Below are 25,862 nucleotides of genomic sequence, written 5' to 3'. Positions count from 1 at the left end.
GGACTCAATTGTCACAACTCCGAACAAAGTCCGAACTAACCCCATATTAAGCCCGACTGAATGGTTAATATACTATACAGTTTTATGGGACAAAATCTTAGGAAAAAGAATGATAGGTTAAAAGCTATTAAATGTTAAAATCTCATTACCTTTTGCCATAATTACTTTGGCTGTTAAGCCAATAAACAAACCGTGTGCTAATAAACCATCAATCTCATTTAGTTGGCTGGAAAGCTTTTCAGGATTATCAATTAGGCCAAAATCGGCATCGATAATGTAATTTCCATTATCGGTTATAAATTTCTGGTTATCTTTATTTCTAAGCTTTCCTGCTCCGCCCAAAGTTTCAATTTTATTAAAAACATATTGGTAAGCTAATGGAACAACCTCGATTGGAACTTTAAAAGCACCAAGAAGCTTTACCTTTTTAGAAGAATCAGTAATGATAATTGCGTTTTTACTCAGCGAAGCGATAATTTTTTCGCGAAATAATGCACCACCACCGCCTTTAATTAAATCAAGCGATTCTGTAAATTCATCGGCGCCATCTATGCTAATATCAATACTTCCTAAATTTTCTAGTTTTAAAATCGGGATGCCTGCGGCAATTGCAAGCTCCTCTGTTTTAATTGAACTAGCTGCAGCGGTTATTTTTAAGCCCGTTTTTATTCTTTTGGCCAGCTCTTGAATTGCGAAAGTTGCTGTACTTCCTGTGCCTAAACCTACCACATCACCATCTTTGATAAACTTAACCGCTTCTATCGCAGCGGCAAGTTTTTCTGCATTTTGCTGTTCTTTACCAATCGAATCCATGTAGTAAAAGTAGTTAATTGAATTTACTTCAGGCTCTATAATGCTTCATAGATGCTGAAACAGATTCAGCATGACGATGCGTTTAAAAAAAAAAAAAATAAGCTCGATGCAATAAATCTTAAATACAACGTTTATGTATATGAGAGCGTTAATTTAGATGATGGGGATTCTGCACAAGCGGAATCTCCATTTCTTTTTTACAGGCAAAAAAAAGACCAACATTTCTGTCGGTCTTTTCTATAGATATTTGTAGAGTATTAAAACTTCCCTGTTAAGGTTACACCATAAGTACGTGGATTACCCAAGTGAGCTGCTCCGAAATCATAAGCATAATCAACATAGGTTTTATCGCCCAGGTTTCTTCCCCAAACAAATAAATCAAAACGTTTACTTGTAACACCCAATTTAGCATTGAAAAGGTTGTATCCTTTCTGTTGAATTTGGTTACCTAAATCAAAAAACTGATTTCCGATAAAAACCCATTCTCCACGAGCAACTAAATTTAGTTTGGTATTTTTGTCTAATTCGTATGTATACTGCGGTGCAAACATAGAGGTTAGTTCTGGTGTATAAATTTGTCTGTTACCATTTAAATTTACTGTAGCACCATCATTTGGTAATTGTAGAGATGTGTATTTTGCATCGGTATAACCAAAGTTGTAATCAATGCTTAAACCATTAACTGGTTTTGTAGATAATTCCAGTTCAACACCTTTACTTGTTAATTTACCCGCATTGCGTGTAATGGTAACCGCATCAGGCAATACTAAAACAGGTACTTGTGCATCAGTTAACTTAATGTAGAAAGCAGAAACGTTAACGCTTAAACGGTTATCAAGAAAAACATTTTTTGAGCCGATTTCGATGTTATTACTATACTCAGGTTTGTAGGCAACTAAAGGAAGTACAGAGCGATCAGAGCCAACTGGTGTTAGACCACCCGCACGATAACCTCTGTTGTAAGTTGCGTAAACATTGTTTTTATCTGTAATTGCATACGCTAAACTAACTTTAGGCGATAAAGCTTTAAAGTTTGCTTTTCCTGTTGTATCATTTTGATCTACAATTGGTGCAGAACCATTCATCATAAATTCGTTTAAACCTGTTAGTTTTTTATGTTCGTAATCGTAACGCAAGCCAGCAGTTGCCGTTAATTTTTCGGTAATGGCGTAGCTCACCTGGCCATAAGCAGCAATACCATAACTTTTACCTGTATTGGTATTAATGCTGGTTACAAATGGAAATGGAGCACCAACAAAAGCAGCATCAGCACCAAAGTACGTACCTTGTTTTACCGGATTGGTTTGGTAAAAACCATATAGACCAGCAACCCAATTTAATTTTGAGTTATTTGCAGCTGGAGAACTCAGTTTAAATTCCTGTGTGTAAACCTGAACTTTATTCCAGTCTTTACCGTAATTATTTACAATGGCAACACCATCAATCGGAGAAAAATCTCCATCAAGTGGAGCTTTGTAATATCTGTAGTTAGATTGATAAGCCGTTTGAGAACTGAAGTTTATGGCATCGCCAGAATAATTTGCAGATAATGATGTATTAAACAAATTATCAACCATTTCGGCAGTAGCATTCTGGTTTAGTTTGAAAGGATTTTCCAAAGCATCATTTACCGAACCTGCTAATGGAAATGTTCCATTATTGCGGTTTTCGTTATGTTTTACGTTTAAGGTTAAGGCAAATTTATCGCTCGCCAAAAACTTCAAATAATAATTTCCTAAAAAGCCATGAAGCTTATCAAATTTCGAATTGTTAAATTCATTTGTATAAAAACCATCAGCTTTGTTAAATAATCCGGCTGCGCCGAAAAATAATTTATCTTTTATTAAAGCCGAACGAATACCTGCACTATAGCGCTGTTGGCCGAAATTGCCAAAATCTACACTTGCAAATCCGCTGGTAGTATTAGTTGGTTGCTTGGTGATGATGTTAATTACACCACCCATTGCATTTCTTCCGTATAAAGTTCCTTGCGGACCGCGTAAAACTTCGATACGTTCTACATCAAATAACGAAGCGATGTAAGTATCTAAACTGAATTGATTTACACCATCAACATAAGTTGCAATTGCAGGATCGTAAGAAGTTGTTCCGATACCTCTGATAGATGTTACGTTACGACCATCACCCGGGTTACTGCTATAAAGATTTGGAATTACGGCCGATAAATCTTTAGTGTTTAAAAGGCGATGATCTTGCACTTTTGCCGCTGAAAGTACTGAAATACTCATTGGCAAATCTTTAACATTCTGTTCTGTTTTTTGTGCTGAAACGGTTACATCATCTAAACGTTGATTGGTTTCATGTAATATTACACCAATTGTTTCACTTGCTCTTGCGTACACAATTGCAGTTGCATAACCTAAAGCGCTAAATTTTAGTTTTAGTTTTCCTGTCGGAATGTTATTTATTTCAAATGCTCCGGAACTATTGGTTGCCAGGCTCAGGTTCGAATTTAAAACCTCTACAGTAACACCAGCGATTGCTACATTTTTAGAATCGGTTACCGTACCTAAAATTTTATTGTTTTGCTGTGCATTCACTGCAAAGCAGATTAACAGGCATAAACCTATTAATGATAATATTCTCTTCATTTTCACTCTATCCTTTTTTTAAAACAAAACGGCCGGTGTTTCCACCAACCGTTTTAACCAAACTTATACTAACTTATTATTTTTATTTATCTAACGAATTAATCCAAGCTGCAATTTTTAAACCTTCGGCTTTAGTAACCTGAGGCATTGGAGGCATTTCTGTAGAATAGCCTGGCCAATTTTGTGGTTGCGGATTATGAATTAACTGAACAATTTTTTCTGGTGAATATTTACGTTTAGCGATTTCTATAAACGCAGGGCCAATTTGTCTTTTTGTTTGATTATGGCATGCCGTACAAGTTCTTCTTGTTAACAAACCTTCAACTTCTTTAAAAGTAGGTGCTTTCGCTGCAACCGTATTAGCCGGTGTTGTAGCTGTTGCGCCTTTAGCTTCTGGTTTAGTTCCTGTACCCGCTTTAGGTTTAGCCGAACTTTTTACTGGCGTAGATGATGCTTTTGGTCCGTTTTCAGAGTTTTTTGTACTCACTTCGCTCATTGATAACTTTTCGCCATCAGCAATTTGATTCAACGTGTAATAAGCTACAGGATGAATAAGTGAATAAAAACCTTCTTTATCGCGAACACCATCTAAAGTTAAAGTATGGATATAATACTGACGAAGATTTGGGATGATTAATCTTACTTTCATACCATCTTCTGATACTTTAACGCCGTTGATTTTTAAAGTTTCGCTGTTTACTGGAGGAGAACCATAAACTGAATGATATTTGTAAATAAAGCTTTCAGCTGCATAAGAAGCCAAATCTTCTGCAGATTTACGATCAACAGGTTTGGTAAATTCTACCTCAAAACCATCAGGCATTGAACGCACCGCTTTCATTTCAAAAGGTATTTTATTGTTGTAAACCAAACGCTCTAAACCTTCATTTGCATCACCTGCAGAACCCCATCCACGATTTGTTTCACCAACAAATAATGAACCATCAGTTCCCCAAGCCAATCTTAAAACGCCCGAACGGAAGCCTTTTCTGAATAAGAAAGCAGCACCTTGTTCTTCGCCTTTAACTGTTTCAAGGAAAACTCTCGAAATGATACTCATACCTTGGTCGCCAACTAAAATTTGTCCGGCAAAAGGACCAAATGTATTTTCAGGGATTTTTACTGGCTCAGCAGAAGAAATACCTAAAATTCCGTATGGTAACCAAACCGAAGGTAATTTCAACTCCGGAAAAACCTTTTTCATATCGAAAAGTGTTTTAAAGGTTTCGTTAACACGATTTTCTGGTTTTATGTATCGACCTTGTTCGTTTTTAAGTCTACGCTCATCAATGCTTGAATAGAAGAAATCAGAAGTTAATTTAACAGGAGAATCTGATCTGCCTGTCCATCTTAAACTTGCCGGATGGCCCATAAAGTCGCCTTTATTAACTTTCCATAAACCTCCTGAACCAACCCAATCTCCTTGGTTTTCTGTGTAGTAGAATTGATTATCAATCATTCCGATACCTGCAGGCGAACGGAAACCCGCAGCATAAGGTGTCATTTTTCCATCTTCGGTAATGTTCATTGCCCAACCACGCATCGGTACACGGCTTTCGCCTCTCCACCATTCTTCATCTCCAAAAGCTACGTTTGCAGTTACTAAGAATGTTCCATCTTGAGCTATTTTCGGACCGAAACTGTATTCATGGTAGTGACCGCTTAAAGGCCATGCATAAACCGTTTCATAAACGTCGGCTTTGCCATCCATGTTTTTATCAACCAATTTGGTTAATTCACCACGTTGAGCAACGTAAAGTGCGCCGTTTTTATAAGCAAGTCCTAATATTTCGTGTAATCCGCTGGCAAATTTGCGGAAATAAGGTTTTGTGCTTGTCGGATTTTCAACAATATAAACTTCTCCTCTACGGGTAGAAATTCCCAAATCTCCATTTGGTAGAGTAACCAAACCACCAACTTCTAATATTGGTCCTTCTGGAACTCTAACTTTATTTATTCTGAAAAAATCCTCTTCTTTTGGTGTTTCCTGAGCAAAAAGCGTTGAGAAACTTAAGCTCAAAGCTAATGTTGCAAGTGTTTTAAATGTATATCTCATCGTTATCAGATTAAAATAAAATAGAATAATTTAATTTGCTTCCGATAGGAATAATCAGTTGTTTTTTACCATTCGCATCTCTAACAATTGGCTTTTCGCCATTTGGAAATTGCAAATAGTAAGCTTTATCATCAACCAGATATAAACCTTTCGAAACTTCGTTAATATCTTTTACCTCACCTAAAAGGAGATAAAGATCTTTAGCAGGCTGCTCAATTGTTACTTCACGGGTTAAACCTTGTCCGTTTTCCATAACTTTTACAGCATCTGTAACTTTAGTTCCGTATATGATATATTTAAATTCAGGGCGTTCCTGGCTATCCATAACATAACCTTTAGTACGGAAACCTGTACCTGCGGTATCAGGAACCCAAGCACTTTCTGGTGTTGCTAATTTAGCAATTGCTAAAACTGGTTTTGAGGTAAAACGTGTTACACTTCCTAATGGACGTGATGTTCCGTTTCCGCGACCATCCCACATTGGAGTAGCATCTAAGAAACCACCATGCCATCCGTGTAATAATGTTCCGTTATCTAAATCGTAGCTGTAAGCAGTTTGTTGTGCACCACCAACCGAGATTGCATGAACCGAACGTACGCCAGGTAAAACATCAACAAAACTACGAATCATAGTATTAACAGGTGCATCCACATAAATTGGATCTCCACCGCCGCCACCACGACGACCGTTTTGTGCTGTAGCTACAGGAATATCTGTTATAGAAATGTTTCTAAAAGCAACAGTACCTTGATCGCCTTGTAAACGTAATGCAGCTAAAGCCTTTTCCGTTCCAAAACCACCACGAGTAGCTCCTGTTAATTCAACATTCTCATGAATGGTAACACCATTTAAATCAACACTTAATAATCTTGCATTTGCAATTTTTATGCCCGAAGCATCGAATTTTGGTGCCTGAAAAACAATTTTAATATGTTGCCATAAACCTGGAGCCTTGCTTACGTTTTGACGTGGAGCAGAACCATCGAAACCTTTTTCGCCTTCTGGTTTATCATTATTCCAACGTTCATGCGCACCACCATTACTAGATGAAACCGGATTAGTTAATGTCCATGAATCTTCAATTTGAATTTCATAATTGCTTTGAAGGAAAATTCCTGAATTTGCACCTTTTGCAACCAGATAATCAAGTTCCAGAACCATATCACCATATTCTTTAATGGTGTACAAGTCAAAACCTGGTTTTTTAGGCGTAGATGTATTTAATAAAATGCCTGTACCTTTTGTACTTTTTACGGCATTAACGATATTCATGTCTACAGTAACATCACCTACAAGAGTCCAAGAATTTCCTGGTTCTTTAAATGCTGAAAGATCTGTAAGCGGAATATTTGGCTGCTGGCCAAATGCCAGACAAGTACCAACTAGCCAGACTAAGGCGGTTGATCCTGCTTTTAAGACGCTAATCTTCATATTATATGTTTGTTAGTTTATTAGTTAAATTTTATCATCAATTTGATTTAAGCTAGCAGATGAATTAGTTGCATCTGCTAGCTTAAATGCTATTTTATTTTTCTGTTGATAATGAATAAGGAAAATCTATAGGATTTGAACCTCTGGTTTTGTTTGGTGTAGCAGACATACCGAAATTTAATACTGCTCCTTTTTGTAAACCACTGTGGCTAATCCAGTTTTTAGAATATGGCTTTCCATTCATTTGCAGCGATTGTACATAACGGTTATTCTCGTTATTTGCCGGTGCATTAATTACAACTGTTTTACCATTCTCTAATGTCAAGGTAACTTTTTTGAACAATGGAGCACCTAAAACATATTGGTCTGTTGCCGGAGTTACCGGATAAAAGCCCATTGCAGAGAATACGTACCATGCAGACGTTTGTCCGTTATCTTCATCACCGCAATATCCATCTGGAGTAGCTTTATACATTCTATCCATAGTTTCGCGAACCCAATATTGCGTTTTGTATGGCGCACCACCAAAGTTATAAAGATAAATCATGTGTTGAATTGGCTGATTACCGTGAGCATACTGACCCATGTTTGCAATCTGCATTTCACGAATTTCGTGGATTACGCCACCATAAGCACTTTCGTCAAAAATTGGCGGCATAGAGAAAACAGAATCCAGTTTGGTTACAAACTTATCGTGTCCACCCATCAGCTTTGCTAAGCCATCAATATCTTGAAAAACCGACCAGGTGTAGTGCCAACTGTTACCTTCGGTAAAAGCACCACCCCATTTAAACGGGCTGAATGGACTTTGGAAAGTACCATCCTGATTTTTTCCACGCATTAAACCAGATGAAGGATCGAAAAGATTTTTGTAGTTCATTGCTCTTTTCTTGTAGATATCAATTTCAGAAGCAGGCTTATTTAAAGCTCTTCCTAACTGATAAATGGTAAAATCATCATAAGAATATTCTAAAGTTTTCGCTGCATTTTCGTTCTTTTTAACATCGAACGGCACATAACCTAATTCGTTGTAATATTTAACTCCATCGCGGCCAACTGCTGCCATCGGACCCTCATTGTTAGCACCATGTTTTACAGCTTCCCATAGGGTTTGAATATCATAACCACGTAAGCCTTTAATGTAAGCATCAGATACTACAGAGGCTGAGTTATTACCAACCATAATATTTGCAAAACCTGGGCTACTCCACTCCGGTAAGAATCCGCCTTCTTTGTAGTCGTTAATTAAACCTTCTTGCATTTCTTTATTTATCGAAGGATAAACAAGGTTTAAGAATGGGTATAATGCTCTGAATGTATCCCAGAAACCAGTACCTGCGAACATATAGCCAGGTTTAATATCTCCTGTGTATGGGCTCCAGTGTACAATTTTGTTTTGAGCATCTAATTCATATAATTTATTTGGGAAGAATAAAGTACGGTATAAACAAGAGTAAAAAGTACGCATTTGATCGATGGTTCCACCTTCAACAGAAATTTTGCTTAAAGTTTTATTCCAAATAGCTTTTGCTTTAGTTTTAGTTACATCAAAATTATCGCTAGCCAATTCTCTTTTCAAGTTCAATTCTGCTTGCTCAAAACTGATGAAAGATGATGCAGTTTTAGCATTAACTTTTTCTCCTTTTGCAGTTTTGAAACCAATAACTGCACCTGTATGGTCGCTTGTTAATTCTAAATCATCATTTAATTGTTTACCACTCCAGGTTTTAGCAATACTAAAATCCTTATCGAAATAAATTACAAAGTAATTTTTAAAGTTTTTAGGAAGCGGACCACGAGCGTATTTACTGGTATAGCCAATAATTTTACGCTCTTTTGGGAAAATTTTAATGTATGAGCCTTTATTCTGAGCATCTACAACTACAAAAGAACTATCCGTTTTCGGGAAAGTAAATCTAAATTGTGCAGCTCTTTCCGTTGGTGTAATTTCGGTTGTAACATCAGCATCAGCTAAATAAACGCTGTAGTAATATGGTTTTGCAACCTCGGCTTTATGGCTAAACCAGCTCGCACGTTCATCATCGGTAAATTTCAATTTACCAGTAACAGGCATTATTGCAAAAGCGCCATAATCATTCATCCACGGAGATGGCTGATGCGTTTGCTTGAAGCCACGGATTTTATCAGCATCATAGGTATATGCCCAACCATCGCCCATTTTTCCGGTTTGAGGTGTCCACATGTTCATACCCCAAGGCAAACCAATGGCAGGATAAGTATTACCATTTGATAAACTTGGTTTTGATTGAGATCCCATTAGTGGGTTAATCCACTCAACCGGATCGCTAATTTTGCCCACCTGCTGTGCGAAACTTCCTGTTGCCGCAAAGCTTAATAAGGCGATAAATAGTTTTTTCATTTTTTATTATTCAGTTTATGTGTTTACGCTTTTATCTGTTTTGTTAATAGCAAAAAATCCTTTGTTAAATTTGAGGATTTTTAACGTAGTCTGCCCAAAGTCCATCCAAATCTTTACCTGTAAGACTTGCCCAAATTGCATTTGTATAAGTATGGTCTCTTAATGATGCATCTACAGCTTTTATGGTTCCGGCCTTTACGTTTTTCTCAATCCACGCAAAAAATCTAGCTGTAATGCGGTAGCTATTTTTGTAGCTGTGTTCAGGTTTTAAATCTGGCAACGCCCATTTTGCGCCGGCATTATCAACACCGAATTTATAACGTGCATAATCTGCAACTCCTTCTGTTAACCACCCTGGTCCAACACTACGGCCATAATCCTGAACGATGTGCATAACCTCGTGGGTAACAACATCAATATCTTCAGGGTGCTTAACCATCCAAATAGAACTATAGGTTACTTTGCCATTGCTGGTTGCAGCAACGCCTTTATAATTTGTATCAACAGAGAATTTAACATCTCTTAAAGTATTTGGATTATATTCTTTAGCCAATTTTGGATAAACCACAAAAAAGGTTTCAATCAATCTCTTTTTTAATTTAGGATCTAGTTCAACAAAATTGCTTTCAAAGGTTAAAGTATATCCTTTTTTCTTAATCACCTCCTGCGCTTGTAAACTGGCAAAAGGTAAAATCAAGATAATAAGTATTGTGCTTAGTAATGTTAGTTTTTTCATTTGTATTAAGGATTATAATTTAATGCAGATTGAGGTAAATCTTTACTTCCCCATATCTTATTGGGTAAACTTCCCATTACCAGGTTCAATGTTCCACCTTCGATAAGTTCTTTATGGGTAAACCACGAACGGTTTAATACTTTTCCATTCAGTTCTGCACTTTGAATGTATTTGTTATCGGCAGAGTTATTTTTAGCATTTAGCGTAAAAGTTTTACCGTTATCTAATTTTATTGAAATTTTGTTAAATGCCGGACTACCGATGCTGTAAACAGGAACGCCAGGTGTGACAGGGAAAAATCCCATCATTGAAAATACAACGAATGCAGTCATACCGCCGCCATCTTCATCGCCCGGAATGCCAAATAAATTATCTGTATACCAAGTATCCATTAGCATTCTGATACGTTTTTGAGTTTTCCAAGGCGAACCAGTATAATTGTAGATGTATGGGATATGAAAACTTGGTTCGTTACCCATTACAAACTGACCAACCAAGCCTGTTGCATCTGGAAAAGTATACCACAAATTGTATTTGCTGCGACCAAGGCTTGTTCTAAAAAGTTCATCGAGTTTTTGTTCGGCTTTTTCTGTGCCACCCATTAACTTAAAAAGTCCGGTTAAATCGTGTTTTACATCCCAATTATAAGTGTAAGCGTTATTTTCTGTGAAATACTCTCTTCCACCTTGTCCACCGGAAAATTTAGGGTCGAATGGTTCAATCCAATTTCCATCAGCATCTTTTGGCCAAACAAAACCCTTATCCTCCCTGAAAACGTTTTTATAATTTTCGGCACGTTTTAAGAATAATTTATGATCATCGGTTTTACCCATATCCTTTGCAAACTGGGCAATACACCAATCATCAAAACTATTTTCAAGCGTTACAGAAACACTCTGTCTTTTTTCGAAACCATGTACTTCTTTTACAAATTCCTTTTCACCTGTTTTAAGCGCAGGCATATAGCCTTTCTGGGTATAAAAAGAATCTAAAGATGTTGCCGGACCATTTCTCCATGGCAATAACGTAGCTTCTAAAGAATTTTTTCTGATGCCTTCGTAAGCTTTTTTCAAATCGAAATTACGAACACCTTTATTGTACGAATCTAAAAACCAGGCCGCAGCGTGATTACCCGTCATACATGGATTATCGCCATAAACTAAAGCGAAAGATGGCATCCAACCACCTTGCTCATACATTTGAACATACGATTGAATTTTATCACCTTCCATTTTTGGATTTAAAATGGTTTGAAGTGGCTCTAAAGCGATGTATGTATCCCAAAGCCAGTTATCTACAAAAAAAGGTTTATCAGAAATATGAATTTTCTTATCGTAAGCACTGTAATACTTTCCGTATTCATTAATATCAACCATCCTTTCGTAAGAGCGATATAATGAAGTGTAAAAAACACGTTTTTGTGCATCAGTTCCGCCATCAACATTAATTTGATTAAGCACTTTGTTCCATGCTGCTGTAGCTTTTGAACGAAGTTTATTAATATCCCAATCGGCAACTTCTTTTGTTAAGTTTTCTTTAGCCTGTTCTATGCTGATAAATGAGATGCCATACTTAAATGAAACATTTTGCGCACCATTTAAAACTTTAAGCAAACTTTTCTTTTTTGCTTGCCCATCCTGATAAATAATTTCTACTGGAGTATTGGTTTCAGCATAAAAATATGCCTTCATTCCCTGAAACTCTTCTACACCACTTATTTTCGTTTTGCCATCAAGGTTAATTTCACCCCTATTTAAAATATTTAAGCGAATGTAATTATCGTTTTTGCCAGCAAAGCTGAATTTAAAAAAACCGGCTTTTGCAGATGGTGCGAAACTTATGTTTGTACCATTATCTTCAAGAACTGAAGTGTAAAAATCAGGCGTTATTTTTTCGTTATCGTAAGTAAATTTTTTGTTCCAGCTTTGGTCATCTATTTTACCTGTAAAAGGCATTAAACCAAAAAGCCAGTTTTGTCTGTGAGATGAAATTGTTAAGGGAAAATATGCTATCTGATCATCAATCTGATCGGTACGAACCGGAAAGGTTCTTAGCAGACTATTTGGTAAATGAACTGCAGGACGGGTTGGTTCTAAAATTAAACCAACGCTTCCAATTTTAGCATCAACATACTTTAAGTTATTTATGGTTTGCTGCGCTTTAACATTTGTTGAAAGAATAACAATAGCAGAAGCCAATAAACCAGCTTTTAAGCCATTCAAAGCGATTAAATTTTTAAGAGAAATGAATCGAGCTAAGTCTCTTCTTATCATTTTATTTTATTACTAAATGGTTTTACCAATAATCAGAAAAAAAAGTCTGGGCTTTTTTTAGTGAAACTTTTTATGCTCAATTTCTTCTACGTTTTCGCTCAAGAAATTAGTATCGCAACAGCTTGCTGCGCCTATCAGTGCAGCATTTTCTTTTAGCTTGGTTACTTTAATACTTGCATGTACATCATTACCGTTTAAAGTTGCAATTAATTCAGGAGAAAATGCACTGAAAGCCCTTGAGATATTGCCTCCAATAATCACCATATCTGATTTATGTTTTTTAATCACTGGGATTAAAAATTGCGCCAGATTGTATCCAAACTCCATAAATACGCGGGTTGCAGCATGATCATTAGCTGAAATTGCTACTAACTCCTTAACACCTGCAACAGTATTATTACTTAGCTGATGATAACGTTTTACAAACCAACGGGTTGAAAGGTAATCTTCTGCAATTCCATCAATAAATGGAGAGTTCCATAAATCGGCATCTTTAGCAACTCCACCAATTGAATATGATGAACCTAATCCCGTTCCAAGTGTTAATCCAATTACATTAGCATTGCCCCTTGCCGCACCACCAAAAACCTCTCCTTGTAAAAAGCCTGCAGCATCATTTATAAAATGAATATTTTGCGCTTTGATGTTTAATCTTGTAGCCAGTTCTTCTTTTATATTGATACCATACAATGCCTTAAATTTATCCTGATCCTTGATTAACGAAATTCCATTTTCGTAATCAAATGGTCCGGGCATTGCAATACCAATAAGCTTATTATCTGTATTCGATTTTTTAAATGCCTTGTTAATAACATCACACCATGCTGCCAATATTACTTCCTTGCTTTCTTGCGAATCGACAGCACTCCGCTTAACAGAATCTTGAATAATTGATCTTGTTTCTAAATCTACTAATGCCGCTGTAATGTGCGAACCGCCAATATCTACACCTAATGCAACAGGTTTTTCCATCTATCTGTATCTTTTCTTTATAATTTGTCCCTGCAAAATGCCATTACAGCATTTTAATTATTTACTCAGCGAAAAAGGTTTGTCTTCTTCTTTTAATCCTCTATTCAAATTCGGTTTGCTACCCATTTCAAGCTTAAAAATACCGCCATTTATGATATCACTATGTGATAAAAAATTACGTGTATAATTGCTACCATTTAATGTGGCAGATTGAATGTAAATATTCTTTTTATCGTTAGCTGGTGCTGCGATAATGAATTTTTTTGAGTCGCCTAAATTAATAGTTATTTTCTTAAACATTGGGCTTCCGATAACATATTCTCCACTGCCTGGAGTTACGCTGTAAATACCCAAAGCACTTAACACATACCAAGATGATGTTTGCCCTTGATCTTCATCTCCAGGATAACCATTTTCTGTTGCATCGTAAAGTTTAGTCATGACCTCTCTTGAATGAAACTGTGCTTTCCAAGGCTCGTTTGCGTAATTGTACAAGTAAACCATATGCTGAATTGGTTGGTTGCCATGAGCGTACTGACCCAAATTAGCCATTACCATTTCTGTCATTTCATGTATCATGCCGCCATAAGTGCCCACTTTAACTTTGTTTGGCTCTGAGAAAACAGAATCTAGTTTAGCTACGAAGTTCTTATTTCCACCCATAAGGTTAATTAAACCTTTTGTATCTTGAAAAACCGACCATTGCCAATGCCAAGCATTACCTTCCGTAAAAGGCCCACCCCATTCAATCGGATCAAAGTTCGGCGACCACTTTCCGCTAATATCTCTACCCCTCATAAATTTTGTAGAGGCATCGTAAACATTACGGTAGTTATACATCTGGCGCTCAAAAATATCCATGTAAAACTTATTACCTATCATTTTAGCAAGCTGATAACCGCAATAATCATCATAAGCATACTCTAATGTTTTTGCAGTAGCTTCTCTGTATTTTGGATAAGGAACATAACCAAGTTCGTAGTATTCTTTCCAACCATCACGACCGTTTGCCGGTCCCCATGGTCCTTTATTTGTTGCTTCGTGCAAATATGCTTTTAAAGCTTCTTCCGGATCGAAAGTTCTAATTCCTTTTGCCCAGGCATCAGTAAAGAGAGAAATGGCATGATTTCCAATCATACTTCCTGCTTCGCTTGGAAACGACCACGAAGGTAGCCAGCCACATTGCTTATATGCATCAATCATTGCCCGCATATACTGACCATGCATTTCTGGCTGAACCAAAGTATTTAATGGAAATTGCGCTCTGAAAGTATCCCAAAAGCCAGTATCGGTAAACATATAACCATCATGTACTTTGCCATCATATGGACTAAAATAATATGGTTTTCCCTCTGCGTTTATTTCATAAAATTTCCTTGAAAACAAACTTGCTCTAAAGAAACAAGAGTAAAAGGTTTCCATATCGGCTTTAGAACCACCTTCTACCAATATTTTCCCTAATGATTTATTCCAAACCGCAGCAGCTTTAGCTTTTGTTGCTTCCAGATTTTTATCTGCAGATAATTCTGTTTTAAGGTTGAGTTCTGCTTGTTCTAAACTGATATACGAGGATGCTGTTTTTACCTGAACTTTTGCACCGGCTTCAAATTCTACATAAGCACCTTTACCCAATCCTTCAGCTGATGTTGAATCAGCTTTTACTGTATTCTTTTTATTTTCCCAGGTACCGAAGCTTTTAATTTTTTTATCAAATTGGATAACAAAAAAGCTTTTCCAATCTTTATTAAAACCTTGTCCGTTACTTACATATCCGGTTATTTTATTTTCCTTTGGATAAATTTTTACACCGCTGGTGCGGATGTATCCATCTAAAACCAGATAACTTTTTTTCCCTTTGGGATAAGAAAAACGAAGATGCGCACCACGTTCTGAAGGCGAAATTTCTGTGGTAATTTGATTTTCTAATTTTACTTTATAATAATTTGGTTTAGCAATTTCGTTAGCATGGGTAAACTTTGCTTCACGTTTATTTTCATCTACAACCAAATTATCAATCATTGGCATTAATGAAAACACAGCGTAATCACGAGTCCATGAGCTACATTGGTGCGCTTGCTGAAAACCTCTTATTGCATCTTTAAAATATTGATATTTCCAACCATCACCGTTTTTGCCAGTCTGTGGTGTCCAGGTATGCATCCCGAAAGGTAAAGCGGTTGTTGGGTAAGTATTACCCCGGGTTAATTCGTGTTTAGAATTTGTGCCTTGGAGTGTATTTACATACTGTACCAAATCCCTTTCCTGGGCAAATAATTTACCTGTTAAAAAGCATAAAACTAAAATGATAGAATACCCTAATTTCATTGATTTGATTAGTTTTTAATACCCCATTTATCGGCAAGTAATTTTATAAAGTATCCGCCAACTACGCTTCTGGCCTGAAAACCAACCTTATCGCCATTTGTTGTTTCGTGCCAATCGCTTAAAGGAACTTTAGTTTCCGTTTCGTTTGCGTACTTGTAAATAGGTTTAATAAATTTTTCAAAATCAGCCTGGTTATCCGCTAAAGTAGCAGTCCATATTATCCAATCTGATTTGGTGTAAGTTTTACGACTATCCAATGGTAAACCATAGGCATTTTGCTTTGTTAAATAGAAGTTAATTTCCTTTTTATAAACTGACTCTGGAAATAATTTTAAGCCTAATAATTTATCCCAAACCAAATTATACTTCTGGCTCCACGTATTTTTATCATTAAAAGTTAAAGCAAAATGATCGCCTGTAGCAGCAATTTCCTGCCATTTCGTTGCCATATCTAAAGCAATTTTTCTGTATTTATCAGCCTCATTGGTTTTGCCTAAAGCCTGAGCCATTTGTGCATATGCGCCAAGTGCAACAATTGCTTTAACCGATAAATTTGCATTACGAGCCAAATGCCCGGCAAAATCATCAGTACAAAGTTGGTTAGCCGGGTCGAAACCTTCTTTTGAAAGATAATCTGCCCAGATTGACATGGTAGCCCAATGCTTTTCTGCATATTTTGGATTACCTTGAGCCTTAACAACTGCGGCTGCTAAAATTATCATATTTCCAGCTTCTTCTACCGGCATATCTTCACCATAGGTTTGCCCATTTGCAAAAGGATATGTTCCCAAATCATGCGCTGGGTAAGGTTTTTTCCACTTTCCACTTTCAGAGTAATAGAAAATGCCGTTTAACATTCCAGTTAATAATTCAGGATTGTAAATCAAATATTGTGGTGCAGAAGGGTAAGTAACATCAACGGTATTAATGAAACCACCACTAAAGTTTTCTTTTGATAAGAAAAGAATATCTCCATTTGGTGCATAAACAATTTTATGCGCAGCGATGCTTTGGCGATATGCCAATTCACATAGTTTTGCATATTCCTTTCCACCTGCTTTTTCCGCATCAGCGTAAAGTTTTGCATTAAAATCATTGCATTTAGCAGTAATTGCTTTGTATTCTTGATCTGCCAGGGCGAGTTGGTCTTCAAAATGTGACCCAGGTTTTCTCCAGATTGGTAACAACTGCTCACCAAAATATTCTACAGCTTTTAAGTCGTTATAACCTAACATCAAGTATCTTTCCGTTGGTGTATTACTTACTTCGCCAAAAGAAATTATGCTGCTTAAATTTAACTCCTTGCCATTTTTAACTTCTGTATCTAAAGGATATTTGCCAGTAACAAAACTGCTTAAACTTTCAGATTGCTTATTGATATATTGTTTTGCATTAAACTTTTTAGGTACTGCAACATACATATAACCCCAATCTATCCTCAAATCATCAGCCTTCTTTTGTAAAACAGGCTGCTCTACAGTTCCCGCACTTAATATTGAAAGGTTTTTTACAACTGATGCTCTAGCTGAAACAGGTTGATCTGGCGTGTTAACTGCAATTGTTGATGAAGCTGCGAAATACAAATCTACTTTATGGGCTTTACCATCATTAGATTTTGTTGTGTAGTTAATGTAGCTTACCGGACGAGCAGTTAAAGCAATATCATTTAATAAAAGCGGAGAAATAAATTTCACTTCGAGATTTACTGCACCACAAGTAAAAGTATATTTAGTATCTGTTGCCGTTACCTGAACATCAGTTTGTTTAGCCAATTCGATATTTGATTTCTGAGGAATTTCCTCGACAATTCCAGCATCAAGGAATCTTCCACCGGCAGTATTTTTAACATGAATGGCCAACAAGTTTTCGCCTGTTTTAAGCATTCCATCTTCTATTGGAATGTAAATGTATTCGTGTACCCAACCAGCCTTTTTGTAGATAGTTTTCCCATTTAGAGTTACATCTACATTATCATCGTGGTTAAGCTTTAAGTATTTTTTTCCCGCCGATAATTTAGCGATAGAGAATTTTCGTCTGTAATATAAATCGTCGCTAGTCCATTTGGTTTTAGCAACTTTATCATCGCCAAATGGCGCATTTCCTTTTTGCCATGAGGAATCATTAAAAGTATTTGTATTCCAACCGGCTTGTTGTTGGGTAAATGAATAATTGGCCTGATATGAAAATTCATCAGCCGCAGGTAAAATGGCTTTGTATTCTTTAGATTCTGCACCTAAGAAACGGTAATATTTATTATCAACCTTTAAAACACCAGAAAGCGATTGGTTTTTGCCTGTCCAGTGTTTGGTAACCGATTGATTTAATTCACTTCCAAAAGACCAAATACTGAAGTATGTATCATGTGTAATTAACGGGTAAGCTGGTGCTTTATCCTGAGCATTTATAGATAATAAATTAGAGAAACATAAAACAATAAGGAAAAATTTCTTCATAATGGAATTTGGCTAGTGAATTTGAATTTTATAATCAGAAAGTATGATTATTAATGCACTTGTTACAGTTCTTACGGCTCTTTTTGGTTTATTTGAATAGGTTAATCTTGACTTTAAGTAAAACGTTTTACTAGGTTCAATATTAATAAAAAATTTGTCAATTATTTAATGCTGTGCTTGTAATATGTGAGTTACAAAATGTTTGTTTTAAAATTTAAAATCCAAAAAAAAGGTGCTCGATATGAGCACCTTTTTATATTGATAGTTAATTAATAACCAGGGTTTTGAGTTAAGTTTGTATTTAAATCTCTTTGTCTTTGAGGAATTGGATACAAAGCTTTAGTAGCTGCTGTTGGAGTATGATCCCACCATGTGTTGGTAGTAAATTTACCAAAACGGATTAAATCATCTCTTCTCATTCCTTCGAAGATAAATTCTCTACCTCTTTCTGCTAATAATTCATCTAAAGTTAAAGTTGCAGGTGTGTAAGCTCTGGTTGCCCAGTTAGCCGCAGTGAAAGCACGTTTTTTACAATCGTTAATTAACTGAACCGCTTCTGCATTTGCAACACCACCATTTTTACGCATAATAGCTTCTGCTTTAGCAAAATAAATCATGGTTAAACGATAGATATTCCAGTCGCCATTGTTATAGTTAGGGTCGATTGCAGGAGTTCCACCTGGACCAGCAAATTGGTTTCCTAATTTATATTTGTTGAAACGAACACCTGAATTTTCTTCACCTTCACTCATATTACTAACTGTAGAGTTGGTTTTATTTTTACGAATGTTATCTACAAATACCAATTGTGAACCATTGTACTCCTCTGAAGCTAAAACTGGTTGAGTTGGCGCTACAAACTGGAACATTGGTCCTTCTAGTAACCACTCACGCTTTCTTAAATCTGCATCTTCATAAGTTGAGAAAACACCAGGTACAACTACGATACCATCATTACCATTTCTACCACCACCATAAATTTGTTGTTGTTTAAAGTGATAAAATTCTCCTGGCCATGAAGGTTGGAAGTTTGCTACACTAAAATTATAGGCAATAGAAAAAATAGCCTCTTTTGATAAATCATTAGTGGTTTTGAACTGATCTGTAATGTTTGGATCTAAAGCCATTGTGCCATTTTGAGCACCACCATCGCCAGCGATTAGTTTGTTTGCAGCAGCAATACAATCATCCCAACGAGCAGTACCTGTCCATACTTCAGCATTTAGGTATAATTCTACAAGCATTGCATAACCAGCAGCCTGAGAAATACGACCTAACTGAGCACGAGATAGTTTTGGTGCTTTATCAATGTTTGCTTTAATTTCAGCCTCAACAAAATTAAATACATCTTTACGAGATTTAGTTTCTGGTTTAGCAGGAATACCAACCTGAGTTACGATTGGAATATTTCCGAACAAGTCCATTAATTTTAAATAGTGGAAAGCTCTAAGTAATTTCAACTCAGCAATAAATGCATCTTTCTCAACTTGAGTAATACCCATTGCTGCGATATCACGTTTCTCGATGTTTTCGATTGGGTCATTACATAAACCCATACCCCAAAACATTAAAGACCATGCACTGTTAAATCCTCCCTCATCAGTTGTCCAGGTATGGTAATGGAATCTTTTCCATTTACCTCCATCTTCACCATGACGGCCTTTTGTTGGCCAGGCTAATTGGTCACCAGAAAGCTCAGCCATACGCCACCAACTATCTTGACCTGAAGGTGTTACCCACGCATTAGCATGTGTATATGGTCTTAATACTGCTGATAAAACCTCGGTTTTGTTATTGTAAAAGTTATCAGTTAGAAGTTCGTTGTAAGCATTTTCATCTAACTTAGTACATGCATTTGTAAGGCATAAAACTCCTGCAAGTGCGCTGTATATTATTGATTTATTTTTCATTTTTCTAATCTTTAAAATCCAACATTTAATCCGAACAAGAATGAACGTGTACTAGGGTATGCACCACTATTATCAACACTTGGCCCTAAACCTGTATCGTTAATAAAATCTGGGTCACTACCTGTATAGCCTGTAATTGTTGCTAAGTTCTGTCCTGTTGCATAAATACGCATGTTTCTAATCAGCTTAGTTTTAAATTTAAAGTTATAACCTAAAGTTACCTCATCAATTTTAACATAGCTACCTCTTTCTAAATAATAGTCAGAATACATGTAAGTATCATTGATTTGGCTATACTTATCAAAAGTACTGGTTAACAAGTTGCCAGACCAAGTTTTGTTAGCATAAGAAAGTGCATTTCTGTTTAAGATATCATAATCAAATTTACCTCTTAAGAAAACACGTAGATCAAATTGTTTGTAAGTGAAATTATTGGCTAATGATGCATAATATTTTGGAATTGCATTACCAATCATTTGTAAATCTGTTACGTTCTTATCTCTAGAGTTATTGATTTGAGCATTCGGTACTGCTTGTCCGTTTCTGTTATAGAATAACCATTTACCATCAGAAGTGAAACCTGCGAATTTTTTACCCCAGAATTCACCAACGCGACCACCTTCATAAGTAACAATCGCATCTCCTAATGCACCTGCACCGCCTATACCACCGAAAGTTTTAAATAAGATTTTATATTCATCATTAGAATAAGCATCTAACGTATTAGTGATATGACTTGCTGTTAAATCGATGTTCCAGTTAAAATCTTTTTTATTAACTGCTGCATAACTTAACGCAATCTCAACACCTTTAGATGATAATGTACCAACGTTTGTGTAGATACCACTTTGTACAAATGGAGGTTGTGGAGAAGTATAAGTATCTAATAAATCTTTAGTTTTACGTTTGAAGAAATCTAATTGACCTGTTAAACGGTTTTTCAACAAACTGAAATCTAAACCAATGTTAGTCTCTATTTTAGTTTCCCATTTCAAGTTTGGATTTGGGTTACGATTCGGACCATAAGTTTCTAAATACTGACCATCTGGATATAAGTAACGGCCACCACCGCCCAAGGTTACCCTTGATGCATTGTTAGAAAAACCACTGTTACCAGTTTCACCGTAACCTACTCTTAATTTCACATTATTAACCCAGCTAACATTTTTCATGAAATTTTCTTGAGAAACATTCCAAGCACCAGATACAGCAGGGAAATTACCCCATTTGTTATTATCTCCGAAACGTGATGAACCCTCTCTTCTTAATGTTGCATTAACAATGTATTTACCATCAAATACATAATTTAAACGACCAAAAAATGCAATCAAAGTATTATCACTTTTACCACTGCCCATTCCAGCTTTACCAACACCTAATGCAGCACCTTGACCTAAGTTATCTTCATGGAATAAATCGTTAATGAAACCTCTGTTATTAGCAGATAAGTTTTCACTCATACCATAACGATAACTATAACCTAATAAAGCATTAATACTATGTTTTGATGCGATTACTTTGTTGTATGTTAATGTTGGTTCAAACGCCCAGTTCTGATTTAAGAAATCTGATTTACCAGCATAACCACCACTTGGAAAATCTGTATTTTCAACAGAATTTTCACTTGTTTTTGCACGATATCCTCCATCAAAACCATTATCTCTTTGAACCGATCCAAAAACTGACGCTTTTAAACCTTCGATAATATCTAAATCAACTTTAACATCAGCAGAAGTTGTTTGTTGTTTACGATAAGACGTTTCTTGAAATAAACGAGCGTACTCATTTGTACTGGTTAAATCAAAACGGTAGCTACCATCTGGATTAAAGTTTGATAAAGTTGGGTTTTTAGTTTGCTCACTTTCCCAACCGCCACCACCTAATGTATTAGCTTTGTTAAAGTTTGTAACTAAATTTGCCTGAATTCTTAATTTATCGTTTAAGCCAGTTTGGTTAATGTTAAATCTTAAAGTATATTCCTCTCTGCTATTTTGTTTTGCAATACCTTGCAATTCGCGATAGTTAAAACTTGCTCTATAGCTAGTTTTATCTGTACCACCACTCATGTTAAAGTTATGGTTGTTAGAAACGTTGTTTTTGTTAACTAACTCGTCTACAAAGTTTGTTTCACTACCAAAGTTTTGTTGTTTAATTTCTCCAGACGCAACTCTCGCTTTGTATTCAGCAGGAGTTAAAAACTGTAAAAATGGGTTATAAACTTCATGTCTAACGTAAGCATTGTAATTAAACTGCGGTGCGCCAGATTTACCTTTTTTAGTTGTAATTAAGATTACACCAGCGTTAGCAGTAGAACCATAAATTGCAGCAGCAGAACCATCTTTTAATACGTCAATTGATTCGATATCGTCTTGTTGTAATAAATCTGGGTTACCGCCTGGTATTCCATCAATAACAAATAATGGAGATGTGCTACCTGTTACCGATACTACACCACGTAATTGAACACTAACACCACTATTTGGGTTAGAGCCACTTGTACGTGTAATATTCAAACCAGCAACTTTACCTTGAATTAAATCTAAAGCATTTCTAGAACCACTCTGTCTAAAATCTTCTGATGTAATGTGTGTAATTGCAGATGATACTTCTTTTTGTGGCAAAGTACCGTATCCAATACCTACTACAGTTACATCTTCTAATGTATCTGCTGCAGGAACCAATTTCACACTAACAGTTGTTGCAGAACCTACTGTAATGTTTTGAGTATCATAACCAATATAGGTAATGCGAATTACCTGACCGGTTGATGCTTCTATGGAAAACTTACCATTAGCATCTGTAACAGTTGTTTTTCCTGATGTTTGGTTTCTAACACCAACACCCGGTACCGGCTGCCCTTTGTCGTCTATCACCGTACCAGTGATAACACCTTGCTTCAGTATAGGCATACTGAGCATGTCCGTATTCATGAACCCTCTCGCACCTCCCAACTCCGAATTCATTGAAAACGCAGGACCATTAAGCAATATTATTGCTGCAGATAGCCCCGTAATTTTGAGTAAATTAATTTTCATTAGCGGTTTTGTTAAATTTTAAATTGATTAGTTATATTATTTTTTCTGATGTAATTACTTATCTGTAGTAATAATTATGAAGCACAGCATGAACGGTCTAAATCTTACCTGATCATTACTATAGTATTATTATGACTTTATATGTAAAGTGAATCTGTTTGCTGAAATGAATATGAAACCTGCATCAGCAGAAAAACCTGCCAATTCACTGAAATAGAGCATTTTTGACATACAGTTAGGGTTCTGTGAAAGTCTCATAAATACATTTGGTTATAGTAAATCGTTTTACTACATCAATAGTAGAAATTTTTTTCAATATAATAAAACGATTTAGTTGTAAAATAAATGTTACACTAAAACAAAATCAAATTTGAGCTTAATTCCTTATGATAAGCTTGGTTGGAATAATAACATGTTCGTTCGGAAGTTTATTCCGAGAAGATAATTGACTTAAAATCAATTTAATAACTGTTTCAGCGATTTCTTCTAATGGCTGCTGCACGGTAGAAATACCTGGTGTATGTAATTCAAAAGCTTCGTGATCATCGTATGCAATAACAGATAAATCATTTCCAATCTTTTTATTAAGTTGCTTTAAAGCTTTTAAGCCACTAATAGCAAGATAATTTGTTGCAAAAAGAACAGCATCTACATTTTTAGATTGAAATAGTTCTTTAATCTCTCCTATCGTAGCTTCTTCATCCTGGTTGAAGTGAATTTTTACAACCAAATCATCGTTATACTTAAATCCGAAATCTTCCAAGGCTTTTTTATACCCTTCGTAACGTTCGGTAATTTGTTGTACGTCTATATCTGTAGTTACTAATGCGATGTTCTTTCTGCCTTCCTGAATAAAATTTTCTACAGATTGGTAAGATGCACTGAAATGGTTTGCACCAACGTAGTTTGTTACCAAATCAGGCAAATTTCTGTCAAAAAGTATAACCGGTTTATTTTCGTTTAATAAAAGTTGAATATCTTCTTCGAGACCTTTAATTGGAGAAATAATATACGCATCTACCTTTCTGGATTTGAACATGTTTATCAATTCCTGAGCCTTTTCAATACTATTTTCTGTGCTGGAGTAGATAATTTTATAACCACGCTTATATGCCTTATCTTCAATAAGTCTGGCAATTCTTGCAAAGAATGAGTTGGAAATATCTTCTACAATTAAACCGATGATGTTTGAATTACCAGTTCTTAAACTTCTGGCGATTTGATTTGGCTTATAGCCGCTTTCCTCTATAATTTTTTCAACCTTCTCAATTACAGCCTCGCTGATGGATTTCTCTTTAGCCTTTCCGTTAATAATAAAAGAAACAGTAGTAATAGAAACGTTTGCTTTAACAGCGATATCTTTTATAGAGAGGGCTTTCATTGGCGAATAATAGTTTATAGTGGTTGCTCAAAACTAAATAAAAAACCCGAATTTTACTAAATCGATAAAATAGCTACTGAATTGGTTAGAATTTGAAAAAAAATCTACTCGAATATCTTTAAGATTTAGAATATTTAACAATCAGCGTAGCTGTTTTTTCTGATGCTCCGGGCGTTCCCATTAAATTAAGCAAAGTATCATAGTTACTCAGCATTTCTTTCCTAGATTTTCCTGATACAATTAAATTTAGTTCGTCGTAAATTTTGGCCGGATTACAATCTTCCTGAATAAGCTCGGTAACAATTTTCTTATTTACAATTAAGTTAACCAACGAAATAAATTTTATTTTAACCAGCAAACGGGCAATGGCTATGGAGATTATTCCGCCTTTATAAACCACAACTTGAGGCACTTTAAACAAAGCAGTTTCTAAAGTTGCGGTTCCCGATGCTACAATAGCAGCATGAGCATTAAACAATAGGTTATAGGTATTATTAAAAACCAGCATAACGTTTTTCCCGGCAATAAATTGATTGTAATAATCTTCGGTAAAAGTTGGCGCCGCAGCAACCGCAAAAGTATAATCAGGAAACTTCTCTGTAATGCTTAACATTTCTGGCAACAAACGCTCTATTTCTTGCTTTCTGCTTCCCGGTAATAATGCAATTATATTACCATCCCTTAAATTATGTTCCGTTCTGAAATCTGGATTAGGCGAAAATTGTGCTTTCTCATCTAATAAAGGATTACCAACATAATCAACCTTCATGCCCCATTCCTGATAAAAATCAACCTCGAAAGGTAAAATGCAGAACATGTGGTCTACATCTCTTTTAATTTTAAGTACCCTTTTTTGGTTCCAGGCCCAAATTTTAGGAGAAATATAGTAGCAAACTTTAATGCCTTGCTTTTTTGCAAACTCAGCAATTTTTAGGTTAAAACCAGGGAAATCAATCAGTATTAAAACATCGGGTGTCCAATCTAAAACATCCGTTTTGCAAGCTTTTAGGTTTTTAAAGATGGTACGCAGATTTAGTAAAACCTCGGTAAAACCCATAAATGCCATATCGGCATAATGCTTAACCAATTCGCCACCCTCTGCCTGCATTTTATCGCCCCCAAAATATCTGAAAACAGCATCTTTATCTTCGGCTTTTAAAGCTTTCATTAAGTTGGCGCCATGTAAATCGCCTGATGCTTCACCAGCTACCAAATAGTATTTCATTTATTTTAAGTTCTGCGTTTTATATTTTAATTTTTTTTTGAAAACGAGCGGTTCTGTAATACTTAGTAAACTGTAGTCCCGCTATCACTTATAGTCCGCTCCCGATGAAAAAAAAATCGGGATTGCGGGCTATTTAGTTCTATCGGGTTTATGCACAACAGTCTTTACATAAAAACCCAAACGTAAAACCTGCAGTATTTACAATATTGCCGGGGCAAACTTTTGTTTTTAAACCCGATTGCAGCGGCAGCCTCCCGAT

At 35.9% G+C, this 25,862-nt stretch carries 14 protein-coding genes; all 14 read right to left on the bottom strand.

Going from position 1 to position 25,862, the window contains the following annotated elements:
* Positions 1-117: 117 nt before the first annotated feature.
* The 14 genes from rpiA to lpxB all read right to left on the bottom strand — a co-directional run bounded on the left by rpiA (position 118) and on the right by lpxB (position 25,603).
* The gene (gene rpiA / locus ACO05K_RS00700) at positions 118-813 is read right to left on the bottom strand and encodes a ribose-5-phosphate isomerase RpiA (protein WP_421942551.1); all 696 of its coding nucleotides are present in this window, start codon (positions 811-813) and stop codon (positions 118-120) included.
* 257 nt (positions 814-1,070) lie between these two features.
* A complete protein-coding gene (locus ACO05K_RS00695) occupies positions 1,071-3,425 on the bottom strand; it encodes a TonB-dependent receptor (RefSeq protein WP_421942550.1) in 2,355 nt (784 codons plus the stop codon).
* A gap of 82 nt (positions 3,426-3,507) precedes the next feature.
* Complete coding sequence (locus tag ACO05K_RS00690) at positions 3,508-5,481, bottom strand: hypothetical protein (RefSeq protein WP_421942549.1); 1,974 nt, start codon at positions 5,479-5,481, stop codon at positions 3,508-3,510.
* 10 nt (positions 5,482-5,491) lie between these two features.
* Entirely contained in the window at positions 5,492-6,913 is a 1,422-nt protein-coding gene (locus tag ACO05K_RS00685; protein WP_421942548.1) for a 3-keto-disaccharide hydrolase, read from the bottom strand.
* A 94-nt stretch (positions 6,914-7,007) separates the two neighbouring features.
* Entirely contained in the window at positions 7,008-9,293 is a 2,286-nt protein-coding gene (locus tag ACO05K_RS00680) for a GH92 family glycosyl hydrolase (RefSeq protein WP_421942547.1), read from the bottom strand.
* Between the two features lie 64 nt (positions 9,294-9,357).
* Complete coding sequence (locus ACO05K_RS00675) at positions 9,358-10,029, bottom strand: basic secretory protein-like protein (RefSeq protein WP_421942546.1); 672 nt, start codon at positions 10,027-10,029, stop codon at positions 9,358-9,360.
* A 5-nt stretch (positions 10,030-10,034) separates the two neighbouring features.
* Positions 10,035-12,302 (bottom strand): GH92 family glycosyl hydrolase, encoded by a 2,268-nt coding sequence (locus tag ACO05K_RS00670; protein ID WP_421942545.1) that lies wholly within the window; start codon positions 12,300-12,302, stop codon positions 10,035-10,037.
* Positions 12,303-12,359: 57 nt separating this feature from the next.
* Positions 12,360-13,274 (bottom strand): ROK family protein, encoded by a 915-nt coding sequence (locus ACO05K_RS00665; RefSeq protein ID WP_421942544.1) that lies wholly within the window; start codon positions 13,272-13,274, stop codon positions 12,360-12,362.
* Positions 13,275-13,331: 57 nt separating this feature from the next.
* Positions 13,332-15,599, bottom strand: coding sequence for a GH92 family glycosyl hydrolase (locus tag ACO05K_RS00660; protein WP_421942543.1), 2,268 nt, complete (start codon positions 15,597-15,599; stop codon positions 13,332-13,334).
* Positions 15,600-15,607: 8 nt separating this feature from the next.
* On the bottom strand, positions 15,608-18,052 hold the full coding sequence (locus tag ACO05K_RS00655; RefSeq protein WP_421942542.1) for a glutaminase domain-containing protein: 2,445 nt from the start codon (positions 18,050-18,052) through the stop codon (positions 15,608-15,610).
* Between the two features lie 269 nt (positions 18,053-18,321).
* Positions 18,322-19,962 (bottom strand): RagB/SusD family nutrient uptake outer membrane protein, encoded by a 1,641-nt coding sequence (locus ACO05K_RS00650; protein ID WP_421942541.1) that lies wholly within the window; start codon positions 19,960-19,962, stop codon positions 18,322-18,324.
* 11 nt (positions 19,963-19,973) lie between these two features.
* Complete coding sequence (locus ACO05K_RS00645; protein ID WP_421942540.1) at positions 19,974-22,997, bottom strand: SusC/RagA family TonB-linked outer membrane protein; 3,024 nt, start codon at positions 22,995-22,997, stop codon at positions 19,974-19,976.
* A gap of 376 nt (positions 22,998-23,373) precedes the next feature.
* Entirely contained in the window at positions 23,374-24,378 is a 1,005-nt protein-coding gene (locus ACO05K_RS00640) for a LacI family DNA-binding transcriptional regulator (protein ID WP_421942539.1), read from the bottom strand.
* Between the two features lie 118 nt (positions 24,379-24,496).
* Entirely contained in the window at positions 24,497-25,603 is a 1,107-nt protein-coding gene (gene lpxB / locus ACO05K_RS00635) for a lipid-A-disaccharide synthase (protein ID WP_421942538.1), read from the bottom strand.
* Positions 25,604-25,862 lie beyond the last annotated feature (259 nt).

The sequence above is a fragment of the Pedobacter sp. genome, from assembly GCF_965227205.1.
In the GTDB taxonomy this organism is placed as follows: domain Bacteria; phylum Bacteroidota; class Bacteroidia; order Sphingobacteriales; family Sphingobacteriaceae; genus Pedobacter.
Note: the sequence above shows the minus strand (reverse complement) of the source record. Positions and strands in the feature narration are given on the sequence as shown.